This window comes from Streptomyces sp. NPDC059166, assembly GCF_042755185.1.
Classification (GTDB): Bacteria; Actinomycetota; Actinomycetes; order Streptomycetales; family Streptomycetaceae; genus Streptomyces.
Map to the genome: position 1 here is coordinate 118,281 of NZ_JBHZCI010000015.1, position 21,135 is coordinate 139,415.

18 protein-coding genes are annotated in these 21,135 nt (G+C 71.9%); 10 read left to right on the top strand and 8 right to left on the bottom strand.

What is annotated here, in order from left to right; translation table 11 throughout:
- Nucleotides 1-24: 24 nt before the first annotated feature.
- Nucleotides 25-507, bottom strand: coding sequence for a DUF456 domain-containing protein (locus ACFXOA_RS14045; protein ID WP_385026637.1), 483 nt, complete (start codon nt 505-507; stop codon nt 25-27).
- Nucleotides 508-586: 79 nt separating this feature from the next.
- Nucleotides 587-1,573, bottom strand: coding sequence for a helix-turn-helix domain-containing protein (locus tag ACFXOA_RS14050; RefSeq protein WP_385026640.1), 987 nt, complete (start codon nt 1,571-1,573; stop codon nt 587-589).
- 294 nt (nt 1,574-1,867) lie between these two features.
- On the opposite strand from ACFXOA_RS14050, the gene ACFXOA_RS14055 reads away from it, so the two are divergent.
- Together ACFXOA_RS14055 and ACFXOA_RS14060 are read left to right on the top strand one after the other, a co-directional pair.
- Nucleotides 1,868-3,172, top strand: a complete 1,305-nt coding sequence (locus tag ACFXOA_RS14055) for a protein phosphatase 2C domain-containing protein (RefSeq protein ID WP_385026643.1) — start codon at nt 1,868-1,870, stop codon at nt 3,170-3,172.
- Between the two features lie 60 nt (nt 3,173-3,232).
- A complete protein-coding gene (locus ACFXOA_RS14060; protein WP_385026646.1) occupies nt 3,233-4,975 on the top strand; it encodes a pyruvate dehydrogenase in 1,743 nt (580 codons plus the stop codon).
- Nucleotides 4,976-5,407: 432 nt separating this feature from the next.
- Here ACFXOA_RS14060 and ACFXOA_RS14065 read toward each other — a convergent pair whose 3' ends face one another.
- Nucleotides 5,408-6,400, bottom strand: coding sequence for a GlxA family transcriptional regulator (locus ACFXOA_RS14065; RefSeq protein ID WP_385026649.1), 993 nt, complete (start codon nt 6,398-6,400; stop codon nt 5,408-5,410).
- A 52-nt stretch (nt 6,401-6,452) separates the two neighbouring features.
- On the opposite strand from ACFXOA_RS14065, the gene ACFXOA_RS14070 reads away from it, so the two are divergent.
- On the top strand, nt 6,453-6,848 hold the full coding sequence (locus ACFXOA_RS14070; protein ID WP_385026652.1) for a cupin domain-containing protein: 396 nt from the start codon (nt 6,453-6,455) through the stop codon (nt 6,846-6,848).
- Between the two features lie 243 nt (nt 6,849-7,091).
- On the opposite strand, the gene ACFXOA_RS14075 is transcribed toward ACFXOA_RS14070, so the two are convergent.
- Nucleotides 7,092-7,517: a hypothetical protein gene (locus tag ACFXOA_RS14075; protein ID WP_385026655.1), complete on the bottom strand. Its 426-nt coding sequence runs from the start codon at nt 7,515-7,517 to the stop codon at nt 7,092-7,094.
- Between the two features lie 278 nt (nt 7,518-7,795).
- Here ACFXOA_RS14075 and ACFXOA_RS14080 point away from each other — a divergent pair, with 278 nt between their 5' ends.
- Complete coding sequence (locus ACFXOA_RS14080; RefSeq protein WP_385026658.1) at nt 7,796-8,197, top strand: ATP-binding protein; 402 nt, start codon at nt 7,796-7,798, stop codon at nt 8,195-8,197.
- 10 nt (nt 8,198-8,207) lie between these two features.
- On the opposite strand, the gene ACFXOA_RS14085 is transcribed toward ACFXOA_RS14080, so the two are convergent.
- Both ACFXOA_RS14085 and ACFXOA_RS14090 read right to left on the bottom strand, forming a co-directional pair.
- Nucleotides 8,208-9,293 (bottom strand): DUF2637 domain-containing protein, encoded by a 1,086-nt coding sequence (locus tag ACFXOA_RS14085; protein ID WP_385026661.1) that lies wholly within the window; start codon nt 9,291-9,293, stop codon nt 8,208-8,210.
- A 204-nt stretch (nt 9,294-9,497) separates the two neighbouring features.
- Complete coding sequence (locus ACFXOA_RS14090) at nt 9,498-10,349, bottom strand: (2Fe-2S)-binding protein (RefSeq protein ID WP_385026664.1); 852 nt, start codon at nt 10,347-10,349, stop codon at nt 9,498-9,500.
- A gap of 143 nt (nt 10,350-10,492) precedes the next feature.
- Between ACFXOA_RS14090 and ACFXOA_RS14095 the strand changes: the two genes are divergently transcribed.
- Nucleotides 10,493-11,239, top strand: coding sequence for a GntR family transcriptional regulator (locus ACFXOA_RS14095; protein ID WP_385026667.1), 747 nt, complete (start codon nt 10,493-10,495; stop codon nt 11,237-11,239).
- A 66-nt stretch (nt 11,240-11,305) separates the two neighbouring features.
- On the opposite strand, the gene ACFXOA_RS14100 is transcribed toward ACFXOA_RS14095, so the two are convergent.
- Nucleotides 11,306-12,091: a hypothetical protein gene (locus ACFXOA_RS14100; protein WP_385026670.1), complete on the bottom strand. Its 786-nt coding sequence runs from the start codon at nt 12,089-12,091 to the stop codon at nt 11,306-11,308.
- 191 nt (nt 12,092-12,282) lie between these two features.
- The gene (locus tag ACFXOA_RS14105) at nt 12,283-13,986 is read right to left on the bottom strand and encodes a PucR family transcriptional regulator (RefSeq protein ID WP_385026673.1); all 1,704 of its coding nucleotides are present in this window, start codon (nt 13,984-13,986) and stop codon (nt 12,283-12,285) included.
- Nucleotides 13,987-14,256: 270 nt separating this feature from the next.
- On the opposite strand from ACFXOA_RS14105, the gene ACFXOA_RS14110 reads away from it, so the two are divergent.
- The 5 genes from ACFXOA_RS14110 (at nt 14,257) to ACFXOA_RS14130 (ending at nt 21,018) form a co-directional block, all read left to right on the top strand.
- Complete coding sequence (locus tag ACFXOA_RS14110) at nt 14,257-15,147, top strand: FAD binding domain-containing protein (RefSeq protein ID WP_385026676.1); 891 nt, start codon at nt 14,257-14,259, stop codon at nt 15,145-15,147.
- 2 nt (nt 15,148-15,149) lie between these two features.
- Entirely contained in the window at nt 15,150-15,746 is a 597-nt protein-coding gene (locus tag ACFXOA_RS14115; protein ID WP_385026679.1) for a (2Fe-2S)-binding protein, read from the top strand.
- Between the two features lie 2 nt (nt 15,747-15,748).
- Nucleotides 15,749-18,166: a xanthine dehydrogenase family protein molybdopterin-binding subunit gene (locus ACFXOA_RS14120; RefSeq protein WP_385026682.1), complete on the top strand. Its 2,418-nt coding sequence runs from the start codon at nt 15,749-15,751 to the stop codon at nt 18,164-18,166.
- Between the two features lie 212 nt (nt 18,167-18,378).
- On the top strand, nt 18,379-19,836 hold the full coding sequence (locus ACFXOA_RS14125) for an NCS2 family permease (RefSeq protein WP_385026685.1): 1,458 nt from the start codon (nt 18,379-18,381) through the stop codon (nt 19,834-19,836).
- Between the two features lie 42 nt (nt 19,837-19,878).
- Nucleotides 19,879-21,018 (top strand): XdhC family protein, encoded by a 1,140-nt coding sequence (locus ACFXOA_RS14130; protein ID WP_385026688.1) that lies wholly within the window; start codon nt 19,879-19,881, stop codon nt 21,016-21,018.
- Nucleotides 21,019-21,135: the final 117 nt, after the last annotated feature.

Here is a 21,135-nt window from a genome sequence, read left to right on the forward strand (position 1 = left end):
GACGCGAGCGGCGTCCGGCGGGCCTCAGCCCCAGACGACGGCGCCCAGCCAGGCGCCGACCGCCAGCAGGCAGCAGAAGAGTTCCACGAGCACCGAGTAACCGGTCGCCCGCATCACCGACCTGAGCGAACTCCAGCCCGCCGCCCTGCTGCCCAGACGCAGGCGTTCCGCGCCGTAGACCGCACCCGCATAGCCCAGGACCGCCCCCACCACCGGGATCACGAAGAACCCCGCGATCGCCGCGATCCCCCCGGCCAGCAGAGTCCGGCGTGGGGCGCCGGACTCGCGAGGGCGCCTGGCGGGCAGCAGCGGCTTGAGCGCCTGGTTCAGCAGCAGCAGGCAGGTGGATCCGATCAGCACACCCCAGGCGACGGGGGTCGGGTCCGTCAGCGCCCACCAGAGGACGGCGGCCCAGACGATCGCCTGCCCCGGCACCCCCGGCACCAGGACACCGACCAGTCCGAGCAGCATCACCGCCCCGACGGCAAAGAGCTGCCACACACTCATTCGACCAGCGTGCCGGAGTCCCCGCGGTCGCGCCCGCCGACGTGGCCCTCCGGGCGACCGAACGCGCGGGCCGTCCCCGTCAGCGCGGGGCGCGCGCGACCCAGCCGCGCTCGTACGCGTGCCAGCCGAGCTGCAGACGCGTGGTGACGCCGGTCAGTTCCATCAGTCCCTTGACGCGCCGCTGGACCGTCCGCAGCCCCAGGTCCAGCTGCTTCGCGACGCTGGCGTCCGTGAGGCCGGCCAGGAGCAGGGAGAGTATCTCCAGATCGGTGGAGTCGGCGTCGGGCCCGTGCTCCTCGCTGATCCCGCCCGCCCCCAGCCGAAGCGGCATCGCGTCCCTCCACACCGCTTCGAAGAGCCCCATCAGGGACTCCAGCAGTCCGCTGGAGTGGATCACCAGAGCCGCCGGCTCGGTGCCGCGGCCGCTCAGCGGCACCATGGCCAGCGTGGCGTCCGCGATCATCAGCTTGGTGGGCACCCTGTCGGTCACCCGGCACTGCTCGTCGCGGCTCAGGGCCGCCGAGAGCTCCGTGATGCCGGACGGGGAGGACAGCACGTCGCGCTCGATGACCACGCGGTAGCGGACACCGCGCATGGCCATCCGCTCCTCGGACTCGTTCTCCATCCCCGAGACCGCGATGGGCTTTCCCGTCACCAGCGCGCACACCTCCGAGGTGGCGCCCAGCTGGAGCTGGTGGAACCGGTGGGAGACGGCGCTCGCACCGGTCACCACCTCCACCAGGTCGTGTGCCGCGGGCTCCGCCGCGTCGGCCCGGTACTGCTCGGCGAGCAGCGCGGACGCCAGCTCGGCCTGCTCGAGTTCGTGGCGCTGCTCGGAGAGCAGAGCGCCGAGGGCGACCCCCGGCGGCGCGGCGACCCAGCGGTCCGAGCGGGAGGACGACGGGGCGACCAGCCCCCGCTGTTCCAGGCGCCGTAGGGCGTGCTCAGCCTCCGCCTCGGGTACGGCCAGCCGGCGCGCGAGAAGGGACAGCTCCGCGGCGCCTGTCGTGACGAGCGCCCGGTAGGCCGCCTCCTGCCTCTCGTCGAGCCCTATCGCAGCCAGCATCCCCCGGCCCTCCCCACATAGCTCCCCGCGCGTGTCCGCGCCCGCTCCCGGCCGGTCCGCCGTGGCGGGATGTGGCCACGGCGTAAACCCGCCGGGGTCATCATGCCCCGTCCCCGCGATCCCTCTGACAACCTGGCGCCACATCGGCCCTCCCCCCGGGGCGGCGGGCCGGTCACCGACCGGCCCGCCGGGCTGCCTTCCCGTGGGGGGTGGGGACGCCCGGCGGGCCGACACTTACGGAACACTTTCCGGATGACCCGGTTTCGTACGGCCCCAGCGGTCGACACTTAGGTCATGAGCCAGCAGGGGGAGACGCCCGCCCACGAGGACGACTGGTGGGGCGCGCTGTACGACGACGAGACCGCACCGGACGCCGGGACCGGGGGAGGGGCCGACAGCCTCGACGACCGGTTCGACTCCGTGTCGGACACCGTGGGCCGCGAGGAGCACCCGGTCACGGTCATGCGTCTGCCCGATCCGCGGGCGTCGGACGTGGAACCCGCACAGGGGCCGCCGCGACCCTCACGTACCGTCCCGGTGGACCGGGCGCCGTGGGAGCCCCCCGCCGGGCCCTCCCGGCCGCAGACCTTCGCCGTGCCGCGGCCCGTGCCGCCACCGCCACCCGGGCCTCCGGCCCCCGCACCCGCCGAACGCCCGGCCGTGGCCCACATCGGTGACCGGCCGCCCACCTACGACGCCGAGCCGGCCGCCCTGCCCGCGGCCGGTCCCGGCGACCTCGACGCACTCGTGCCCGACACCGTCGTCGACGGCGCCCGGTACGGGACGTACACGCTCCGGGCCGCCTCCGTGCGAGGCGACTCGGCACGTTTCCGCGGCGAGCCCCGGCGCGACGCACTTCTGACCGCCCGGTTCGGGGAGGGCGCAGGCTCGCTGGTGCTCGTCGCGGTGGGCGGCGGGGCCCGGGCGGGTGAACGGGCGCATCTGGCCGCGGCCGACGCCTGCCGCTGGATCGCGGGCGCCGTCGCCCGCAGCCATGCCCGGCTCTCCGAGGACATAAGGGCGGGCCGCAGGGGAGATCTCAAGTCGGGTCTGCACCGCCTGACCGACCGCACCTACGGAAAGCTCCGGGCCCGCGCGGCCGAACAGGGACTCGACCCCTCCGGGTACACCGCCGGACTGCGCTGCCTGCTGCTGACGGCGGACCCCGGCTGCCGCACCCGGGTGTTCTTCGGCACCGGGCCCGGCGGCCTCTTCCGTCTGCGCGACGGAGCCTGGCAGGACCTCGACCCGCACCTCCCCGAGCCCGGTGCGGCGAGCGAGGAGAGCCCGGGCGGGGACCGGCTGACGATGGACCTGCAGATCACCACGCCCCCGTCCCCGTACGCAGGACAGCCCCCGCAGCCGCCCACGGAGCCCTTCCGCTTCCGGGCCTCGGTCGCACGGCCCGGGGACACCCTGCTGCTCTGCGGCCAGGGGCTGGCCGACCCCATGCGCGGCGAGCCGGGACTCGCCCAGGAGCTGGCGCGGCGCTGGTCGGCCGGGGGCCCGCCCGGACTGCCCGCCTACCTCGCCGACACACAGCTGCGCGCCAAGGGATACGCCGACGACCGTACGAGCGCGGCCGTCTGGGAGGCGTAACCCGGCACACCGTGGGTTGATGGGGGAAGGGACCAGCCGGAGTCGGAGAGGGAATCCCCCATGGCCAAGCAGAACGTGTCGGAGCAGTTCGTCGACATCCTCGTGCGCGCGGGGGTCAAGCGGCTCTACGGAGTCGTCGGCGACAGCCTCAACCCCGTGGTCGACGCCGTCCGGCGCAACTCCGCGATCGAGTGGATCCAGGTCCGGCACGAGGAGACCGCCGCGTTCGCCGCCGGTGCCGAGGCGCAGATCACCGGCACCCTCGCCGCCTGCGCCGGATCCTGCGGGCCCGGCAACCTCCACCTCATCAACGGCCTGTACGACGCCCACCGATCCATGGCCCCGGTGCTCGCCCTCGCCTCCCACATCCCGTCCAGCGAGATCGGGCTCGGATACTTCCAGGAGACCCACCCCGAGCTGCTCTTCCAGGAGTGCAGCCACTACAACGAGATGATCTCCAACCCGCAGCAGATGCCTCGTCTGCTGCAGACCGCGATCCAGCACGCCATCGGCCGCGGCGGGGTCAGCGTCGTCTCGATGCCCGGTGACATCGCCTCACGTCCGGCCCCGGAGAAATCCGTCGAGCACGCCCTGGTCACCTCGCGGCCCTCGGTGAAGCCCGGCGACGAGGAGATCGAGACCCTCCGCAAGATGATCGACGACGCCGAACGGGTGACGCTCTTCTGCGGGAGCGGCACGGCGGGCGCGCACGCCGAGGTCATGGAGTTCGCCGAACGGGTCAAGGCACCGGTCGGCCACGCGCTGCGCGGCAAGGAGTGGATCCAGTACGACAATCCGTACGACGTCGGGATGAGCGGGCTGCTCGGCTACGGAGCGGCATACGAGGCGACCAACGAGTGCGACCTGCTCATCCTGCTCGGCACGGACTTCCCGTACAACGCGTTCCTGCCGACCGATGTGAAGATCGTCCAGGTCGATGTCCGCCCCGAGCACCTCGGCCGCCGCTCCAAGCTCGACCTGGCGGTCTGGGGCGACGTACGCGAGACGCTGCGCGCCCTGACCCCCCAGGTGAAGGCCAAGTCCGACCGGAGATTCCTGGACCGGATGCTGAAGAAGCACGCCGACGCGCTGGAGGGCGTGGTCAAGGCCTACACCCGCAAGGTCGAGAAGCACGTGCCGATCCATCCGGAGTACGTCGCCTCGGTGCTCGACGAACTGGCCGACGACGACGCGGTGTTCACCGTCGACACGGGTATGTGCAATGTCTGGGCGGCCCGCTACCTCACGCCGAACGGGCGACGCAGGGTGATCGGCTCGTTCAGCCACGGCTCGATGGCCAACGCTCTGCCGCAGGCGATCGGGGCGCAGTTCACCGACCGGAGCCGGCAGGTGGTGTCGATGTCCGGCGACGGCGGATTCACCATGCTGATGGGGGACTTCCTCACCCTCGTCCAGTACAACCTGCCCGTGAAGGTCGTCCTCTTCAACAACTCCTCACTGGGGATGGTCGAACTGGAGATGCTGGTGGCGGGCCTGCCGTCCTTCGGCACGACCAACAAGAACCCCGACTTCGCGGCGATCGCGCGGGCGGCGGGGGCCTACGGGGTGCGGGTGGAGAAGCCCAAGCAGCTGGAGAGCGCGCTCAAGGACGCCTTCAGACACAAGGGGCCCGCGCTCGTGGACGTGGTCACCGATCCGAACGCACTTTCCATCCCGCCGAAGATCAGCGCCGACATGGTCACCGGCTTCGCCCTGTCCGCGAGCAAGATCGTCCTGGATGGCGGGGTCGGCCGGATGCTGCAGATGGCCCGCTCGAACATCCGCAACGTACCCCGGCCCTGAGGCGGGGGGCGGGGATTCGCCGGCACGGCCATCCGGGCCGCGGCTCACCTCAGCTCCAGGGTGACGGGAGCCCTCCGGTCGGCGATGATGCCGACCAGGTCGTCGAAGAGCGTGGGCCCCTGCCCCGCGCGGGCCCGCGCGAGCTCCCGCTCGACGCGCTCCCGGTTGGTCGCGTGGACCCGGCGTCAAGGCCAACTCACGTGCAGTTTCCGGAAGTCAACCGTGAGTAGAGAAGTGAGGGGCATCGCGGCGAAAGCCGACGTCAAGGATCTGTCCGCCCCGGCGGGCGGCTGACGGGGCGTCGGTCATGCGGCAGGGCCCAAGCTGTCCCGCCACTCTTCCGAGGCGGTCCCGGAGCTGACGAGCCTGCTCGCCCCCGGGCGGCAGCAGACGGTGAGGCGCCGGTGGTTCGTCGGCAGGGCACGCCCGCCCTCAGTTCGCCTCCGGCCCGAACCGGCGCTTGTACGCAGACGGGGTGATGCCGGTCTCGCGGCGCATCAGCGTGCGCAGATTGGCAGCGGTGCCGAGCCCGCTGCGGCGCGCGACCACCTCGAACCGGGACTCGCCCCGCTCGATCAAGCGGCACGCCAGAGCCAGCCGTTCCCCTGTCAGCCACGCCAGCGGGGTCGTGCCCAGTTGCGCCCGGAAGCGGCGATGCAGCGTCGCCGGACTGACCGCCGCACGCGCCGCAAGGCCGGACACGGTGAGCGGTGAGTCCAGCCGTTCCAGGGCCCAGGCCAGGACAGGTGCCAGGGACTCGTCCGGCAGGTCGGGGACGGGGCGCTCCACGAACTGCCGCTGCCCGCCGTCCCGGTGTGCCGCGAATACCAGCCGCCGGCTCACGGAGTTGGCGACCTCCGCGCCGTGATCGCGGCGGACCACGTGCAGCCCCAGATCGAGCGCGGCCGCACTGCCTGCCGCGGTGAGGATGTCACCGTCATCCACGAACAGCACGTCTGCTTCGAACCGGACGGAGGGGAAGCGGGTCCGGAAGGAATCCGCCCATTGCCAGTGCGCGGTGGCCCGGCGCCCGTCGAGGACTCCGGCCTCGGCCAGTGTGAAGGCGCCGCTGCAGAAGCCGACCAGGCGTGCACCGCGGGCGTGTGCCCGGCGGACGGCATCGAGCACGGCGGGGCGGCGGGGCACTTCGGTGTCCGGGCGGTTGGGGACGATCAAGGTGTCCGCCGCGTCGGCCGCTTCCAGGCCGGCGACTCCCGTGAGCGTGAAGAATCCGTCTCGCATCAGGGTGTGGGGCTCGGGGGAGCAGAGCCTGAAGTCGTAGAGATCACGGCCGATCTCCGGTCTGCGCAGACCGAAGACCTCGGTCGCGCAGCCGAGCTCGAACGGGTTGGAGTTCTCGTCCACGACCACGACGACCCGGTGTATGCCCGCCGCCTGAGCCGCGTGCGAGGATTCTTTCGCCATATGCAATTCCTAGCACTCACGGTGGTCAGGCGAAACGGCTCAGGATGAGCACATGAGCAGCGAACCCATCCCCCTCAGCAAGGCTCTGGCCTCCTTCGACGCCTTGTGGAGCCCCCGCATCGTGACGCGCGTCAACGACTACGACGTCCGCATCGCCAAGGTCGAGGGCGAACACGTCTGGCACGTGCACGACGACACCGACGAGTTCTTCCTGGTACTCGACGGCGAGCTGCACATCTCCCTGCGCGAGACCGACGGGGAGCGCACGGTCCTGCTCCCGCAAGGGGCGGTCTTCACCGTCCCCCGGGGTACGGAGCACAAGCCGTACGCCCCGTCCGGCGCCGCGATCCTCATGTTCGAGCCCACCGGGACACCGACCGTGGGCGATCGCCATGACGAGATCCCGGAGCACGTCGACTCGACAACCGGACACCCACTCAGCACCTGACCCGACAGGCTTCGGAACGCCACTGCCCATGACGTCAGCCTGCCGCCGGACGGTCGCGTTCCCCGACCGCCCGGCGAGACCGGCGGGGAGACCGCCGACGTCCGACCGGCAGCTCCCCCGCAGCCCGAGCGGTGGCGGCGTCTGGAGCCTGGTGATGTGATCACCGGGCACGAGGCCCGGCCGGCCGCCGGCACCGTCGAGATCATCGAGGTCCTGCCGCCTCGCGCTGGTGAGGTGATCGAGTCAGGAGCGCTCCGGTTCGCGATCGGGTCCGTGACAGCCGCGGAAGTCGAAGAAGCGCAGACCGCCGATCACTGCTCCGGACAGGATTTCCGGCAGAGTCCAAGGGTGGGGGGTGTAGTCGTCCGTTGCCACGCCTCCATGCTCCAGGAGCAGCGCGATCATCCGGTGAACCTCGGCGGTGCCGTCGATCCGCCCGGAGACGTCGATCTGCACCGCCCAGGTGGGGTGATGTCCGACGGCAGCCTCGAGGACGGCCACATCCTGGGGATCCCAGTCGGAAAAGAGATGGCCGGTCCGCTCGTCGTCGATGTCGATGCAGGGGTTGCCGTCCAGGGTCCGCGGATCGCGCTGCCCGGGCAGATGCCGGTCGAGCGAGGCGACGGCGTCGGCTCGCTCACCTGCGGGAAACACGAAGACCGTTCGCATGGGTCGGAGTGTAGGCAGTCCACCTTCGTGGCGACCATGGACTCCCGGAAACGGAGCGGGTACGTCGATGTGGCGGTGGTGCGGCCGGCGGCGTCGGCGAAGGCCGGCATGCCGAGGCCGACGGCGGAGGATCGGCGGGCCTCTCCGGCATCGGTCGTTCGTTCACCTGTTGACGCGTGACTTGCAGGCTGTGGGGCATGCATCCCGGGACGGTGTTCGACCTGTGACACGACGCGGCGGATTCTGGGGGAGGTCGATTCGGTGTGCGTTCGGGGGACATGACGGAGAGACAGGGGAGTGGCTCTCGGCTGCGGCGCAGACTCGGGCACACCGACCTGTCCGGGGTGGGCGGAGTCCGTGCGGAGCTGGGGAAGTTCCTGGGTCCCCGCCGAGGGGCCGAGGAGGTGGCGGTGGCGGAGCTGCTCCTGAGCGAGCTGGTGACCAACGCCCTCATCCACACACGCAACGGCGCGGTGGTCACGGTGACCGAGGCTCCCGGTCGATTACGGGTCGAGGTGAGGGACTTCGTGCCCGGTCAGGAACCCGCGCCGTACGTACCGAACGCCGACGACGGTACGCACGGCAGGGGGCTGATCCTCGTCCAGAGCCTGGCCGACTCCTGGGGAGTGACAGCGCAGGCCCTGGGCAAGGTGGTGTGGTTCGAGCTGAGGGGGGGATGAACCATGACTCTCAGCCGAACTGCTGCTCCAGGTCCTTCAGTTTCTGCTCCAGCGAATCGAGCCGGGGCAGGGCCTGGGTGTCGTCCTCGGCGGTGAGGTCGACCGTCGCGGGATCACCGCTCGTTGTCTTTGCCGAAGTACTCCTGGAGTTCGATCGGTTCGCGGCTTGCAGGGATGGCCGGGGGCGTAGAGGCAGTTGTCCCGGTTCCGCTATGGCGGGTTCCGCGACGGCCGGTGGGCCGCCACCGGCCGAGGGGGCGATGGCCTGGACGTCCACCTGGCGGCCGGTTCGGCCGCCGCGCCCCCAGACCCGGTTCTGCCGGTTCAGGGCCTTGATGTGGGCCCGGTCCAGCTTCGCCTGGTCCCGGCGGCGGTGGCGGTCCTGTTCCTTCTCGCGGCGGTCCTCGCGCACCTCGTCCACCGCCTCGTCCAGGGTCCGCACTCCCTCGAGGAGCATCAGCGACCAGGCGCCGAAGGTCTCCCTGGGGGCGCGCAGCCACCGGACGATCCGGATCTGCGGCAGCGGGCGCGGCACCAGGCCCTGCTCGCGCAGCGCGGCACGACGGGTCTGCTTCAGCGCGCGGTCGAACAGCACCGCGGCCGAGAGCGACATCCCCGCGAAGAAGTGCGGGGCGCCGGCGTGGTCCATGCCGCGTGGCGCGTGGACCCAGTTGAACCAGGCCGCCGCACCGGCGAACGTCCACACCAGCAGCCGGGAGCCCAGCGCGGCGTCGCCGTGGCTGGCCTCCCGTACCGCGAGCACGGAACAGAACATCGCGGCCCCGTCGAGGCCGAACGGTACGAGGTACTCCCAGCCCCCGGAGAGGCTGAGGTTTTGCCGGCCGAAGCCGACGAGCCCGTGGAAGGAGAGGGCGGCGGCGACCGCGGCACAGCAGAACAGCAGGACGTACGAGGCGGTGGCGTAGAGCGCCTCCTTGCGCCTTCGGCGCTCCTCGCTGCGTTCCCAGCTGTCGTCGGCCGCGGCTTTCCCAGCGGCGCGCTTGCCGCGCGCGACCACCGTCACCGCCGCCATGACTCCCACGAGCAGCACGGCGCCCGGAAGCAGCCAGTCAAGCGATATGTCGGTCAGTCTCATGCGCGGTCCCTTGCGTCACGTAGGGCGTTTCGGGCGCCATCGTGGCGGAAGTGCCGTCGCTCTCAGGGGGTTTTCGTGCCAACTGAACGCCATCGGGTCGGTGAGGCTCATCGTTGGACGGAAAATCTTCGAATGCCCGCGCGATCGGGCCGAGTCGCATTCGAATCGTTGTCGCCCGGCCGGGTGGTGTCGGCGTCGCGTGCTTCAGGAGGTGGCGGCGGCCAGCTTCCGGACACGGTCGGCATCGCAGGTGCGCGGGCAGGTGACGCAGGTGTCCTCGGGGCGCACGGTGTAGAAGAGGCAGCAGCTCGCGCGGTCGCGCGTGGGGAGCGACTGCCCCTCGGGGCCGGTGAGTTCACGGAAGCCCGCCGTCCCGACGTAGGGCTTGGTGGTGCCGGGCAGCAGGAGCTCCAGCTCCCTCATCGCGCGGTCCTCCTCGCCCAGCAGGTGGGCGACGTACCAGAGACCCTCGACGATCTCGTCCGTCGCCATGCCCCACAGGGCGCGCTTCCCCCGGCGCATCCGCGGCCGGAACCCGTCCAGCACCGGCTCGATGTGCCGGGCCACGGCGTCGAGGACCTCGGCCCGCAGCGCCGCCTCGTCGGCGACCACGTGGGCGCCGGGCTGTCCGGCCGCCGGGTCGTCGGGAAGGCAGGCGAACTCCTCGACCCGGAGGGCCAGGCGGCCCAGTCCCCGGTGGAAGAAGACATCGCCGACGGGGATCCGGGGGACCCGGCGGTGCGTGAACCAGGGCAGCGTGACCAGGAGGCAGGCCGGCCAGGCGTACCGGTGGAGACCGAAGCTGGCCACCACGTCGGGGCGGGCGCGGGTGCCGTAGTCGCGTAGCACCTGCTCGTCGTCCCAGGCGAGGAACTCCTCCAGCGCCGCCCCGCCCGCCGCGAGATCGGCGGCGCCGACCCATCCGCCACCCGTGGGCGCCTCCGCGTCACCGACGAGCACGTCCGCGCGCAGGCCGGGAAAGACCTCGGCCAGGCGTTCGTACGCCGCCGTCAGGGGAGAGGGGGCGGGGGCGGTGAGCAGGGCGGGCAGGGTCATGCGGGGACCACCGAATCGCGATCATTTACAGGTAAGCCTTACCTTACCCGATGATCTCGATGTTTGAACCGGCGCCCTCTGGGCCTATCGTGCACAGGGGTCCGGCACGCCGCGAGCCGGACCGTCGGCAGGAGGAGGTCCGGGTGGAGCAGGCCAGAGCGCGTGAGGACGCGCGTCCGCACCTCTCCCCGGGCGGCGCCGAGCACTCCCGCGTGCCCGAGCAGGCCCGTGGCGAGCACCCCCATGACGGGCCCGAGAGGCCCCGTACGGTTCAGCGGCACTCCGTGCGCGGACAGATACTCGACGCGCTCCGCTCGGCGCTCGTGGGAGGGGAGCTGACTCCGGGGCGTGTCTACTCCGCCCCGGCGCTGGGCGCCCGGTTCGGCGTGTCGGCGACCCCGGTGCGCGAGGCGATGCAGCAGCTGGCCGTCGAAGGCGCCGTCGAAGTCGTGCCGAACAGGGGCTTCCGGGTCAGCGAGCGGGGGCCGCGGGAGCTCGCGGAGCTCGCCGAGGTGCGCGCGCTGATCGAGGTGCCCGTCGTGCTCCGGCTCGCGCGGACGGTGCCGCCGGCCGACTGGTGCGCCCTGCGCCCGCTGGCCGACGCCACCGTCGTGGCGGCGGCCGGAGGGGACCGGGCGGCCTACGCCGAGAGCGACCGGGCCTTCCACCGGGCCGTGCTGGCACTGGCCGGCAACGAGCAGCTCGTCGCGGTCGCCGACGACCTGCACCGCAGGTCCCAGTGGCCGCCGGTGAACAGCCCGGCCGGGGCTCGGGCCGATCTGCCCGCCGACGCCGCGGAACACTCCGCCCTGCTGGACGCGCTCGTCGCCGGGGACCTCGTTGTGGTGCGCTCCCTGGTGACCCGGCACCTCGGCGGCGCGGGCCGCTGACCCGGCCGGGCCACCCGGCCCGGGCATCGAGCATGCCGACCGTGCGGGCCGCCCGGCCGGGTTCCGTCAGTTCGCCTCGGCCGTCCCGGGGGCAGGCGGTTCCAGTCGCGGTGCCAGCCAGGTGGGGACGCCGCCCAGCAGCCGGAAGAGCCGTCCCGCCTCCGCGCGCAGCCGTGCCGCCACCTCGGGCTCCGCCTCGGCGTCCGCCAGTGAGATGAGTGCCGGAGCCGTCCCGACCAGGTACCCCAGTTCCTCCCGTATCCGCAACGACTCTGCGAAGCCGTGCCGTGCCTCCGCGAGCTCGCCCTCGCGCAGGGCGAGTGAGGCGAGATGCCGCCAGGTGAAGGAGAGCAGGAGGTCGTCGCCGCCGGCGACCGCTCCGGCGTGCGCCCTGCGGTAGGCCGCTCGGGCCGCCTGGGGGGAGTCGGCGATGTTCTGGGCGATCAGGCCCCTGCGGAAGTCCAGCAGAGGACGGCCGGGTGCCGCGGGTGAGAGCAGCGCGGCGGCCCGGCTGAGCGCCACGCTCGCCTCGTCGGCCCGGTCGCGTGCCCCGAGCAGGGTCGAGGCGTAGGCGAGGTAGCCGCGCTCGCAGGCGGACGCGCCGCGTTCGGAGTCGTCGTGGGCGAGGGCCTCGGCGCCGCGCAGTGCGTCCTCGGCGTCCGTCCAGCCGGCTCCCGTGTAGAGGCACCGCTCGATCAGCAGGGAGGTCCGCTGGAGGGCTGCCGCGTGGTCCGTGGCCGCCGCGGGTTCGAGCAGGGCTGCCGCGTCGGTCCAGCAGGCGCGAGAACGCAGCCGCCATACCGCTGTCTGGAGCGGCGGATCGTCATCAGCTGTCGTTCCGGAACCAGACATGGCGGTATGCGCCACATTGCCCTCCCCGAGCGCGCCATCGAGCTGCGAAGGCCGGCCGGCGACCGCCGGTCGGCCAGGGTCTGCGCGCATCTCAGCACGGATTGGCACGCCGGGCCAAGGGGTGGGATCGATGTCAGGTGAAAGATTTCACAATCACCGGGAGCCCGCCGGGGCCGGTGAGGCCCCGGATGTCAGCTCATACGCAGGGCGAGGAAGAAGTCGAGCTTGTCCTCGAGGCGCGAGAGGTCACGGCCCGTCAACTGCTCGATCCGTCCGACGCGATAGCGCAGTGTGTTGACGTGCAGGTGCAGCCGGGTGGCGCAGCGCGTCCAGGAACCGTCGCAGTCCAGGAACGCTTCCAGCGTCTCGATCAGCTCCGCGCGGTGGCGGCGGTCGTAGTCGCGCAGCGGGTCCAGGAGCCGGGCGGTGAACGCCCGGCGGACGTCGTCCGGCACGAAGGGCAGCAGCAGGACGTGCGAGGCGAGCTCGTGGTGGCCGGCCGCGCAGACCGGGCCGGGGCGAGCCGCGGCCACCCTGCGGGCGTGGCGTGCCTCCTCCAGGGCGCCGCGCAGTCCCTCGGCGGAATGTACGGCCGCGCTGACACCGAGTGTCAGGCGGCCGTCATCCGCCAGGCCCGCGGCGAGCGGTGCCCGTACGGCGCCGAGGAGGACGTCCGCGTGCAGCGCGGTGTCCTGGGGCTGTGCCTCCTCCCGGGTGTCCGCGCCCGACGCGGCGGAGGCCACCGCCGTCAGCGGTACGAGGGCGACGGCCTCCTCGCCCGTGTGCGCCACGGCGATCCGGTCCGCAGAGTCGGGTCCCGACACGTCGGGATCGACCAGGATCTCCTCGAGCAGGGCCTGTGCCGCCCTGCCGCCCGAGAGCCCGGAATCCTCCGCGGCCCACTCCACACGCGCCACCACGACCTGCCAGTGCGGTGCGGTGCCGAGGCCGGGCAGCAGCACGGGGGCGGCCACCCGGAGTCGCGCGGCGATCTCGGACGGCGGGGCACCGGTCTGGACGAGCTCCAGGACCTCCTGGGCGAGCCTGCGGCGCACCGAGCGGGCCGCGTCGCGGCGGTCCCGCTCGACGGCGATCAGCTGGGTGACGCCTTCGAGCAGGTCCAGCCTGGCGTCCGGCCAGTCACCCGCGTCGGCCGCCACGGCCAGCAGCCAGTCCGAGAGCACCGACTCGCGCACGTCACGCGCGGGGGAGGGCAGAGTGCTACGCCCGGTGTGGCGCACGGGGAACAGGGAGTACGCCGTGCCGTCCACCTCGGCCCGGTGCGGGCCGGGCCGGCCGGTACGGGTCGCTGCGAGATGGCGTCCCGCCAGCTCCGCCCCCGCCCCGGGCGGCAGGGGGTCTCCGGCACCGGCGATCTGGCGTCCGGTGGGGGAGAGTACCCAGGCGCGCAGGTCGAGGTCGGAGGTCAGCAGGTCGAGTACCACCTCCGGGCCCCCGCCCGCCGGCCCGGCGGTCATCAGCCTGCGATGGCGGTCCACCACCGCCGCGAGGTCCCCCGCGCGCTCCCCGGAGACCTGGCGCACGACGTGCTCGGTGATCGTCGCGAAGGCGACGGTCTCGTCGACCGCGAAGAGCGGCAGCCGGTGGCGCAGACACGCCTGCACCAGGTCGTCCGGTACGGCGCCGAGCTCCGCCTCACCGGCGGCCAGACCGGCCACCGCGGCGTTCGCCAGGATGCGTACGAAGGGTTCGGAGTCCGCCGCCTCCTTGCGCCACGCCAGTCCCGTCAGGACGAGCTCTCCGCCCGAGAGATACCGGCTCGGGTCGCGCAGGTCGGTCGTCATGACGCCCCGGACCGACCGGTCCAGCTCGTCCTCGCCGCCGAGCAGCCGCAGACCCAGCGCCTCGGTGTCCAGCAGTGCGCGCAGCCGCATCGTCGATTGCCGCCGATCTCTTCGTTGGTGCGGGGGACGACGGAGGTGACCTGTGAATTGCGGTGAGGTTACCGGTACCCGCCATTCGTTCGAATCTACAAGACTGGGGCGGGGGCCAGCCAATTCCTTCATGGTTTCGGTGACTGCACCGAGTGGAGCAAGCCTTGTGTACTGGGCCACACACCGAGTCAACAACACCAGGAACGACCCCGAGGGCCGGCCGTCCCCAGCCCCAGCCGAACGACCCGATTGAGAAGAAGAGAGCCACTGATGGACTTCCTTCGCCCCGCCAGCTGGGAGGAGGCGCTCGCCGCCAAGGCCGAGCACCCGACGGCTGTGCCCATCGCGGGTGGCACCGACGTGATGGTCGAGATCAACTTCGACCACCGGCGGCCCGAGTACCTCATGGACCTGAACCGTATCGGTGACCTGTCCGAGTGGCAGGTGGGCCAGGACACCGTACGCCTCGGCGCCTCCGTGCCGTACAGCGCGATCATGGAGCACCTCCGCGCCGAGCTGCCCGGCCTCGCGCTCGCCTCGCACACCGTCGCCTCGCCGCAGATCCGCAACCGCGGAGGCGTCGGCGGCAACCTGGGCACCGCCTCACCGGCCGGGGACGCCCACCCGGCGCTGCTCGCCGCGGGAGCCGAGGTGGAGGCCGCGTCCGTACGGGGGACGCGGATGATCCCGATCGACGAGTTCTACACCGGCGTAAAGCGCAACGCCCTGGCCCCGGACGAACTCATCCGGGCCGTCCACATCAAGAAGGCCGACGGCCCGCAGCAGTACTCCAAGGTCGGCACCCGCAACGCGATGGTGATCGCCGTCTGCGCCTTCGGCCTCGCCCTCCACCCGGAGACGCGCACCGTACGGACCGGCATCGGCTCGGCGGCCCCGACCCCGGTACGGGCGAAGGAGGCCGAGGACTTCCTCAACGCGGCGCTGGAGGAGGGCGGCTTCTGGGAGAGCGGGAAGATCATCACCCCTTCGGTGGCCAAGCAGTTCGCCCAGCTCGCCGCGGGCGCCTGCAACCCCATCGACGACGTACGCGGCACCGCCGCCTACCGCCGGCACGCCGTCGGCATCATGGCCCGCCGCACGCTGGGCTGGACCTGGGAGCAGTTCCGAGGAACGGGACGCACCCTCGAAGGAGCTGCTTGATCATGCGAGTCAACTTCACCGTCAACGGCCGTAAGCAGGAGGCCGACGACGTCTGGGAGGGCGAGTCCCTCCTCTACGTCCTGCGCGAGCGCATGGGACTCCCCGGCTCCAAGAACGCCTGCGAACAAGGCGAATGCGGGTCGTGCACGGTCCGCCTCGACGGCGTGCCGGTCTGTTCCTGTCTCGTCGCGGCGGGCCAGGCGGAAGGCCGGGAGGTCGTCACCGTCGAGGGCCTCGCCGACTACGCCAAGCACCGGGAGGGCGCCCACCCGGGCAGCGGCTGCGCGGCCGGCTCCTGCGGGACCTCGCTGGACGCCGCCCAGCGCTGGCAGGCCAGGCCCACGGACGGGCAGAGCGCCGAGGCCGGCGAACTCTCCCCCGTCCAGCAGGCGTTCATCGACGCCGGAGCCGTGCAGTGCGGCTTCTGCACCCCCGGGCTGCTGGTCGCGGCCGACGAACTGCTGGAGACGCAGCCCTCCCCGTCCGACCAGGACATCCGCGAGGCGCTCTCCGGCAACCTCTGCCGCTGCACCGGCTACGAGAAGATCCTCGACGCGGTCCGCCTCGCGGCCGCCCGTCAGGAAGAGGCGGTCCGATAGCCATGGCGCTGCACCCACGAGCCGCGACCGTACCGGCCGGCACCCCCACCAAGATCACCCAGGGTTCGCAGACCCGGGGCGGCATCGGTGAGTCCACCCTGCGCCCCGACGGCACCCTCAAGGTGACCGGTGAGTTCGCCTACTCCTCGGACATGTGGCACGAGGACATGCTGTGGGGCCACACGCTCCGCTCCACCGTCGCCCACGCCGAGATCCGCTCCATCGACCTCGGCGAGGCCCTCGCCACGCCCGGCGTCTACGCCGTCCTGACCTACGACGACCTGCCCGCGGAGATGAAGAACTACGGGCTGGAGATCCAGGACACCCCCGTTCTCGCCCACGGCAAGGTCCGCCACCACGGCGAACCCGTGGCGATCGTCGCCGCGGACCACCCCGAGACGGCCCGCCGGGCCGCCGCCAAGATCAAGATCGACTACGCCGAGCTCCCGCTCGTCACGGACGAGGCGTCCGCGACGGCGCCCGACGCGATCCTGGTGCACGAGAACCGCGACGACCACCACATCGGCCATGTCCCGCACCCCAACATCGTCCACCGCCAGCCCATCATCCGCGGCGACGCAGACGCCGCGGCCGCGCGGGCCGACGTCATCGTCACCGGTGACTACGTCTTCGGGATGCAGGACCAGGCCTTCCTCGGACCCGAGTCCGGCCTCGCCGTGCCGTCCGAGGACGGCGGTGTGGAGCTCTACGTCGCCACCCAGTGGCTCCACTCCGACCTGCGCCAGATCGCGCCCGTCCTCGGTCTCCCCGAGGACAAGGTCCGCATGACGCTCTCCGGTGTCGGCGGCGCCTTCGGCGGGCGCGAGGACCTGTCGATGCAGATCCACGCCTGCCTCCTGGCGCTGCGCACCGGCAAGCCCGTCAAGATGGTCTACAACCGCTTCGAGTCCTTCTTCGGACACGTCCACCGCCACCCCGCGAAGCTGCACTACGAGCACGGGGCCACCAAGGACGGCAAGCTCACCCACATGAAGTGCCGGATCGTGCTGGACGGCGGTGCCTACGCCTCCGCCTCCCCGGCCGTCGTCGGCAACGCCTCCTCGCTCGCGGTCGGCCCCTACGCCGTCGAGGACGTGGACATCGAGGCCATCGCCCTCTACTCCAACAACCCTCCCTGCGGCGCCATGCGCGGCTTCGGCGCGGTCCAGGCGTGCTTCGCCTACGAGGCACAGATGGACAAGCTCGCCGCCGCCCTGGACATGGACCCCGTCGAGCTCCGGCAGCTGAACGCCATGGAGCAGGGCACACTGCTCCCCACCGGACAGCCCTGCGACTCGCCGGCCCCGGTCGCCGAACTCCTGCGCAGGGTCAAGTCCCGGCCGCTGCCGCCCGAGCAGCAGTGGCTGGCGGCCGGAGCGGACGGCACGTCCGTCGACGTCCGTGCGCTGCCCGGCGGACTCTCCAACACCACCCACGGCGAAGGCGTCGTCCGCGGCGTCGGCTACGCGGTCGGGCTGAAGAACGTCGGCTTCTCCGAGGGCTTCGACGACTACTCCACCGCCCGCGTGCGGATGGAGGTCATCAACGGTGAGCCGGTCGCCACCGTCCACACCGCCATGGCCGAGGTCGGGCAGGGCGGCGTCACCGTCCACGCCCAGATCGCCCGTACCGAACTCGGCGTCAGCCAGGTCACCATCCACCCGGCCGACACCCAGGTCGGCTCGGCGGGATCGACCTCGGCGTCCCGCCAGACCTACGTCACCGGCGGCGCCGTCAAGAACTCCTGCGAGGCCGTCCGCGAGAAGGTCCTGGAGATCGGCCGCGCCAAGTTCGGCACCTACCACCCGGCCTGGGCCACCGCCGAACTCCTCCTGGAGGGAGGCAAGGTGGTCACCGACGGCGGCGAGGTGCTGGCCGGCATCGCCGACGTGCTGGAGGGCGAGGCCGTCGACATCGAGCTCGAGTGGCGCCACCGGCCCACCGAGGCATTCGACCTGCGCACCGGACAGGGCAACGGCCACGTCCAGTACTCCTTCGCCGCGCACCGCGCGGTGGTGGAGGTCGACACCGAGCTCGGCCTGGTCAAGGTGATCGAGCTGGCGTGCGCCCAGGACGTCGGCAAGGCGCTCAATCCGCTGTCGGTCGTGGGCCAGATCCAGGGCGGCACCACCCAGGGTCTGGGTGTGGCCGTCATGGAGGAGATCATCGTCGATCCGAAGACCGCGAAGGTGCGCAACCCCTCCTTCACGGACTATCTGATCCCCACCATCCTCGACACGCCGACCATCCCGGTCGACGTGCTCGAACTCGCCGACGACCACGCCCCGTACGGGCTGCGCGGCATCGGCGAGGCCCCCACCCTGTCGTCCACCCCGGCCGTCCTCGCGGCGATCCGGAACGCGACCGGACTCGAGCTCAACCGGACACCGGTGCGCCCCGAGCACATCACCGGAGTCTGACGGCTCGTCAATACCCTCCGGGCGGTGCGTATCTGCCGTGAACGTCACACTTCCCCGCGCGCGCACCGTCCGGAGTCCACGCATCACCGCACCGTCTGCACGAAGAGTTCGTCTCGGGCCGTCCCCCGGGTCGTGCGCCTCGCAGCATCCCAAATCCCGCACTTCTCCGATCTCCACGCGGGTGCCCCTGTGAACCTTGGGAGTCAGGCAACATGACCCAGCAGTCCGTAGAACCCAGGACGAGCGCGGAGGACGCGGGCCCCGGCTCGCGTGTCCCCGCCGGACGATCCTGGCTCGACCGTTACTTCCACATATCCGAGCGCGGTTCGACCGTCGCCCGTGAAGTGCGCGGTGGCGTCACGACCTTCATGGCCATGGCGTACATCCTGCTGCTCAACCCGCTGATCCTCGGCGGCAAGGACGTCGACGGCCAGCTCCTCGGCCAGTCGGGTCTGATCACGGCCACCGCGCTCGCCGCGGCGGCCACCACCCTGCTGATGGGCTTCGTCGGCAAGGTGCCGCTCGCTCTCGCCGCCGGCCTCAGCGTCTCCGGAGTGCTGGCCTCCCAGGTGGCGCCCGCCATGACCTGGCAGCAGGCCATGGGCATGTGCGTGATCTACGGTGTGGTGATCTGCCTCCTGGTGGTCACCGGGCTCCGCGAGATGATCATGAACGCCATCCCGCTCGCCCTGAAGCACGGCATCACCATCGGTATCGGGCTCTTCATCGCCCTCATCGGTCTCGTCAAGGCGGGATTCGTCCACCAGGGGACGGCCACCCCGCTGTCCCTCGGCCCCACCGGTGAGCTGACCGGATGGCCGGTGCTCATCTTCGCCGTGACCCTGCTGCTCATCTTCATGCTGCAGGCGCGCAACGTCCCCGGTGCCATCCTCATCGGCATCGTCGTCGGTACCGTCATCGCGGTCGTGGTCAACGCCGTCGGCGACATCGACCCCAAGTCCTGGAGCAGCGGCCCGCCCGAGCTGAGCGGCAGCGCCGTCTCCTCGCCGGACTTCTCGCTCTTCGGCGACGTCGAGTTCGGCGGCTGGGGAGACGTCGGCGTCATGACCGTCGGCATGATCGTCTTCACGCTCGTGCTCGCGGGCTTCTTCGACGCCATGGCCACCATCATCGGCGTGGGGACCGAGGCCAACCTCGCCGACGACAAGGGCCGGATGCCGGGCCTGTCCAAGGCGCTGTTCATCGACGGCGCCGGCGGTGCCATCGGCGGCGTCGCCGGCGGCTCCGGCCAGACCGTGTTCGTCGAGTCGGCGACCGGCGTCGGCGAGGGTGCCCGCACCGGGCTCGCCTCGGTCGTCACCGGACTGTTCTTCGCGGCCTGCCTCTTCTTCACCCCGCTGACGGCGATCGTCCCGGCCGAGGTCGCCGCGGCCGCCCTGGTCGTCATCGGCGCCATGATGATGCAGAACGCCCGGCACGTGGACTGGGCGGACCGCTCCGTCGCCGTACCGGTCTTCCTCACCGTCGTCCTGATGCCGTTCACCTACACCATCACCACCGGTGTCGCCGCGGGCGTCATCTCGTACACGGCCATCAAGACCGCCCAGGGCCGGGCCCGCGAGGTCGGTGCCTTCATGTGGGTCCTGACGCTCGTCTTCTTCGTCTACTTCGCCCTCCATCCCATCGAGAGCTGGCTGGGCGTCAGCTGACGTCCACCGCGCCCCCGCACCTCAGTCGTAAGGAGACACGCCATGCTGGACATCGCCGAGGAGCTCCACCGGTGGGTCGGGCAGGGACGCGAGTTCGCCGTCGCCACCGTGGTGGCGGTCGGCGGAAGCGCACCCAGGCAGCCCGGCGCCGCCCTCGCGGTGGACAGCGACGGCACGGCCGTCGGGTCGGTCTCCGGCGGATGTGTGGAGGGCGCGGTGTACGAGCTGTGCCGGCAGGCGCTGGAGGACGGGAACACCGTCCGCGAGCGCTTCGGCTACAGCGACGACGACGCCTTCGCGGTAGGTCTGACCTGCGGCGGTGTCATCGACATCCTGGTCACCCCGGTGCGCGCGGAGGATCCCGCGCGCCCGGTGTTCGCCGCGGCCTTCGCGGCCGCGGCGCAGGGCCGGGCGGCCGCCGTCGCCCGCGTCACCGAGGGCCCCGCCGAGATGCTCGGCCGGCCCCTGCTCGTGCGGTCCGACGGGACGCGCGAGGGAGGTCTCGGAGGCCACCCGGAGCTGGACCGCACAGTCGCCGCCGAGACGCGGGCGATGCTCGACGCGGGCCGCACCGGCGAGATCGCCGTGGGGGCCGAGGGGTCCCGCTGCGGCAGCCCTCTCACCCTTCTCGTCGAATCGAGCGTGCCGCCACCCCGGATGATCGTCTTCGGGGCCATCGACTTCGCGGCCGCCCTGGTCCGGGCCGGCCGGTTCCTCGGCTACCGGGTCACGGTGTGCGACGCCCGTCCCGTGTTCGCCACGGAGGCCCGCTTCCCCGAGGCCGACGAGATCGTCGTGGACTGGCCGCACCGCTATCTGGCGACCACCGAGGTGGACGCGCGGACGGTGCTCTGCGTCCTCACGCACGACGCGAAGTTCGACGTACCCCTGCTGGAACTGGCACTGCGGCTCCCGGTGGCCTACGTCGGCGCGATGGGGTCCCGCCGTACCCACCTGGAGCGCAACGAACGCCTGCGCGAGGTGGGTGTGACGGAACGTCAACTCGCCAAGCTGCACTCGCCGATCGGGCTGGACCTCGGGGCACGGACGCCGGAGGAGACCGCGCTCTCCATCGTGGCGGAGATCGTCGCGGAGCGGAGGGGCGGCAGCGGGCTGCCGCTCAAGGGCGCCCACACCCCGATCCACCACGAGGACGGCACTCCGCTGGCCTCGGTGGCCTGAACCCCGCCGCAAGCCCCCGGCACCGGAAGGCGGATAACCGCCACGGCGGTTTCACGCCGGGGCGAGGCCGCCTGCCGCAGCTGATTTACCGGTAGATCAGCTGCATGACATTTTCCC

Bases quoted from the DNA above. Each gene is read 5' to 3' on its own strand.
- ACFXOA_RS14120 (WP_385026682.1), top strand. From the start codon at position 15,749: ATGGCGCTGCACCCACGAGCCGCGACCGTACCGGCCGGCACCCCCACC.
- ACFXOA_RS14065 (WP_385026649.1), bottom strand. From the start codon at position 6,400: ATGGCGAAAGAATCCTCGCACGCGGCTCAGGCGGCGGGCATACACCGG.
- ACFXOA_RS14060 (WP_385026646.1), top strand. From the start codon at position 3,233: ATGGCCAAGCAGAACGTGTCGGAGCAGTTCGTCGACATCCTCGTGCGC.
- ACFXOA_RS14085 (WP_385026661.1), bottom strand. From the start codon at position 9,293: ATGAGACTGACCGACATATCGCTTGACTGGCTGCTTCCGGGCGCCGTG.
- ACFXOA_RS14080 (WP_385026658.1), top strand. From the start codon at position 7,796: ATGACGGAGAGACAGGGGAGTGGCTCTCGGCTGCGGCGCAGACTCGGG.
- ACFXOA_RS14070 (WP_385026652.1), top strand. From the start codon at position 6,453: ATGAGCAGCGAACCCATCCCCCTCAGCAAGGCTCTGGCCTCCTTCGAC.
- ACFXOA_RS14130 (WP_385026688.1), top strand. From the start codon at position 19,879: ATGCTGGACATCGCCGAGGAGCTCCACCGGTGGGTCGGGCAGGGACGC.
- ACFXOA_RS14045 (WP_385026637.1), bottom strand. From the start codon at position 507: ATGAGTGTGTGGCAGCTCTTTGCCGTCGGGGCGGTGATGCTGCTCGGA.
- ACFXOA_RS14110 (WP_385026676.1), top strand. From the start codon at position 14,257: ATGGACTTCCTTCGCCCCGCCAGCTGGGAGGAGGCGCTCGCCGCCAAG.
- ACFXOA_RS14105 (WP_385026673.1), bottom strand. From the start codon at position 13,986: ATGCGGCTGCGCGCACTGCTGGACACCGAGGCGCTGGGTCTGCGGCTG.
- ACFXOA_RS14115 (WP_385026679.1), top strand. From the start codon at position 15,150: ATGCGAGTCAACTTCACCGTCAACGGCCGTAAGCAGGAGGCCGACGAC.
- ACFXOA_RS14100 (WP_385026670.1), bottom strand. From the start codon at position 12,091: ATGTCTGGTTCCGGAACGACAGCTGATGACGATCCGCCGCTCCAGACA.
- ACFXOA_RS14125 (WP_385026685.1), top strand. From the start codon at position 18,379: ATGACCCAGCAGTCCGTAGAACCCAGGACGAGCGCGGAGGACGCGGGC.
- ACFXOA_RS14050 (WP_385026640.1), bottom strand. From the start codon at position 1,573: ATGCTGGCTGCGATAGGGCTCGACGAGAGGCAGGAGGCGGCCTACCGG.
- ACFXOA_RS14090 (WP_385026664.1), bottom strand. From the start codon at position 10,349: ATGACCCTGCCCGCCCTGCTCACCGCCCCCGCCCCCTCTCCCCTGACG.
- ACFXOA_RS14055 (WP_385026643.1), top strand. From the start codon at position 1,868: ATGAGCCAGCAGGGGGAGACGCCCGCCCACGAGGACGACTGGTGGGGC.
- ACFXOA_RS14075 (WP_385026655.1), bottom strand. From the start codon at position 7,517: ATGCGAACGGTCTTCGTGTTTCCCGCAGGTGAGCGAGCCGACGCCGTC.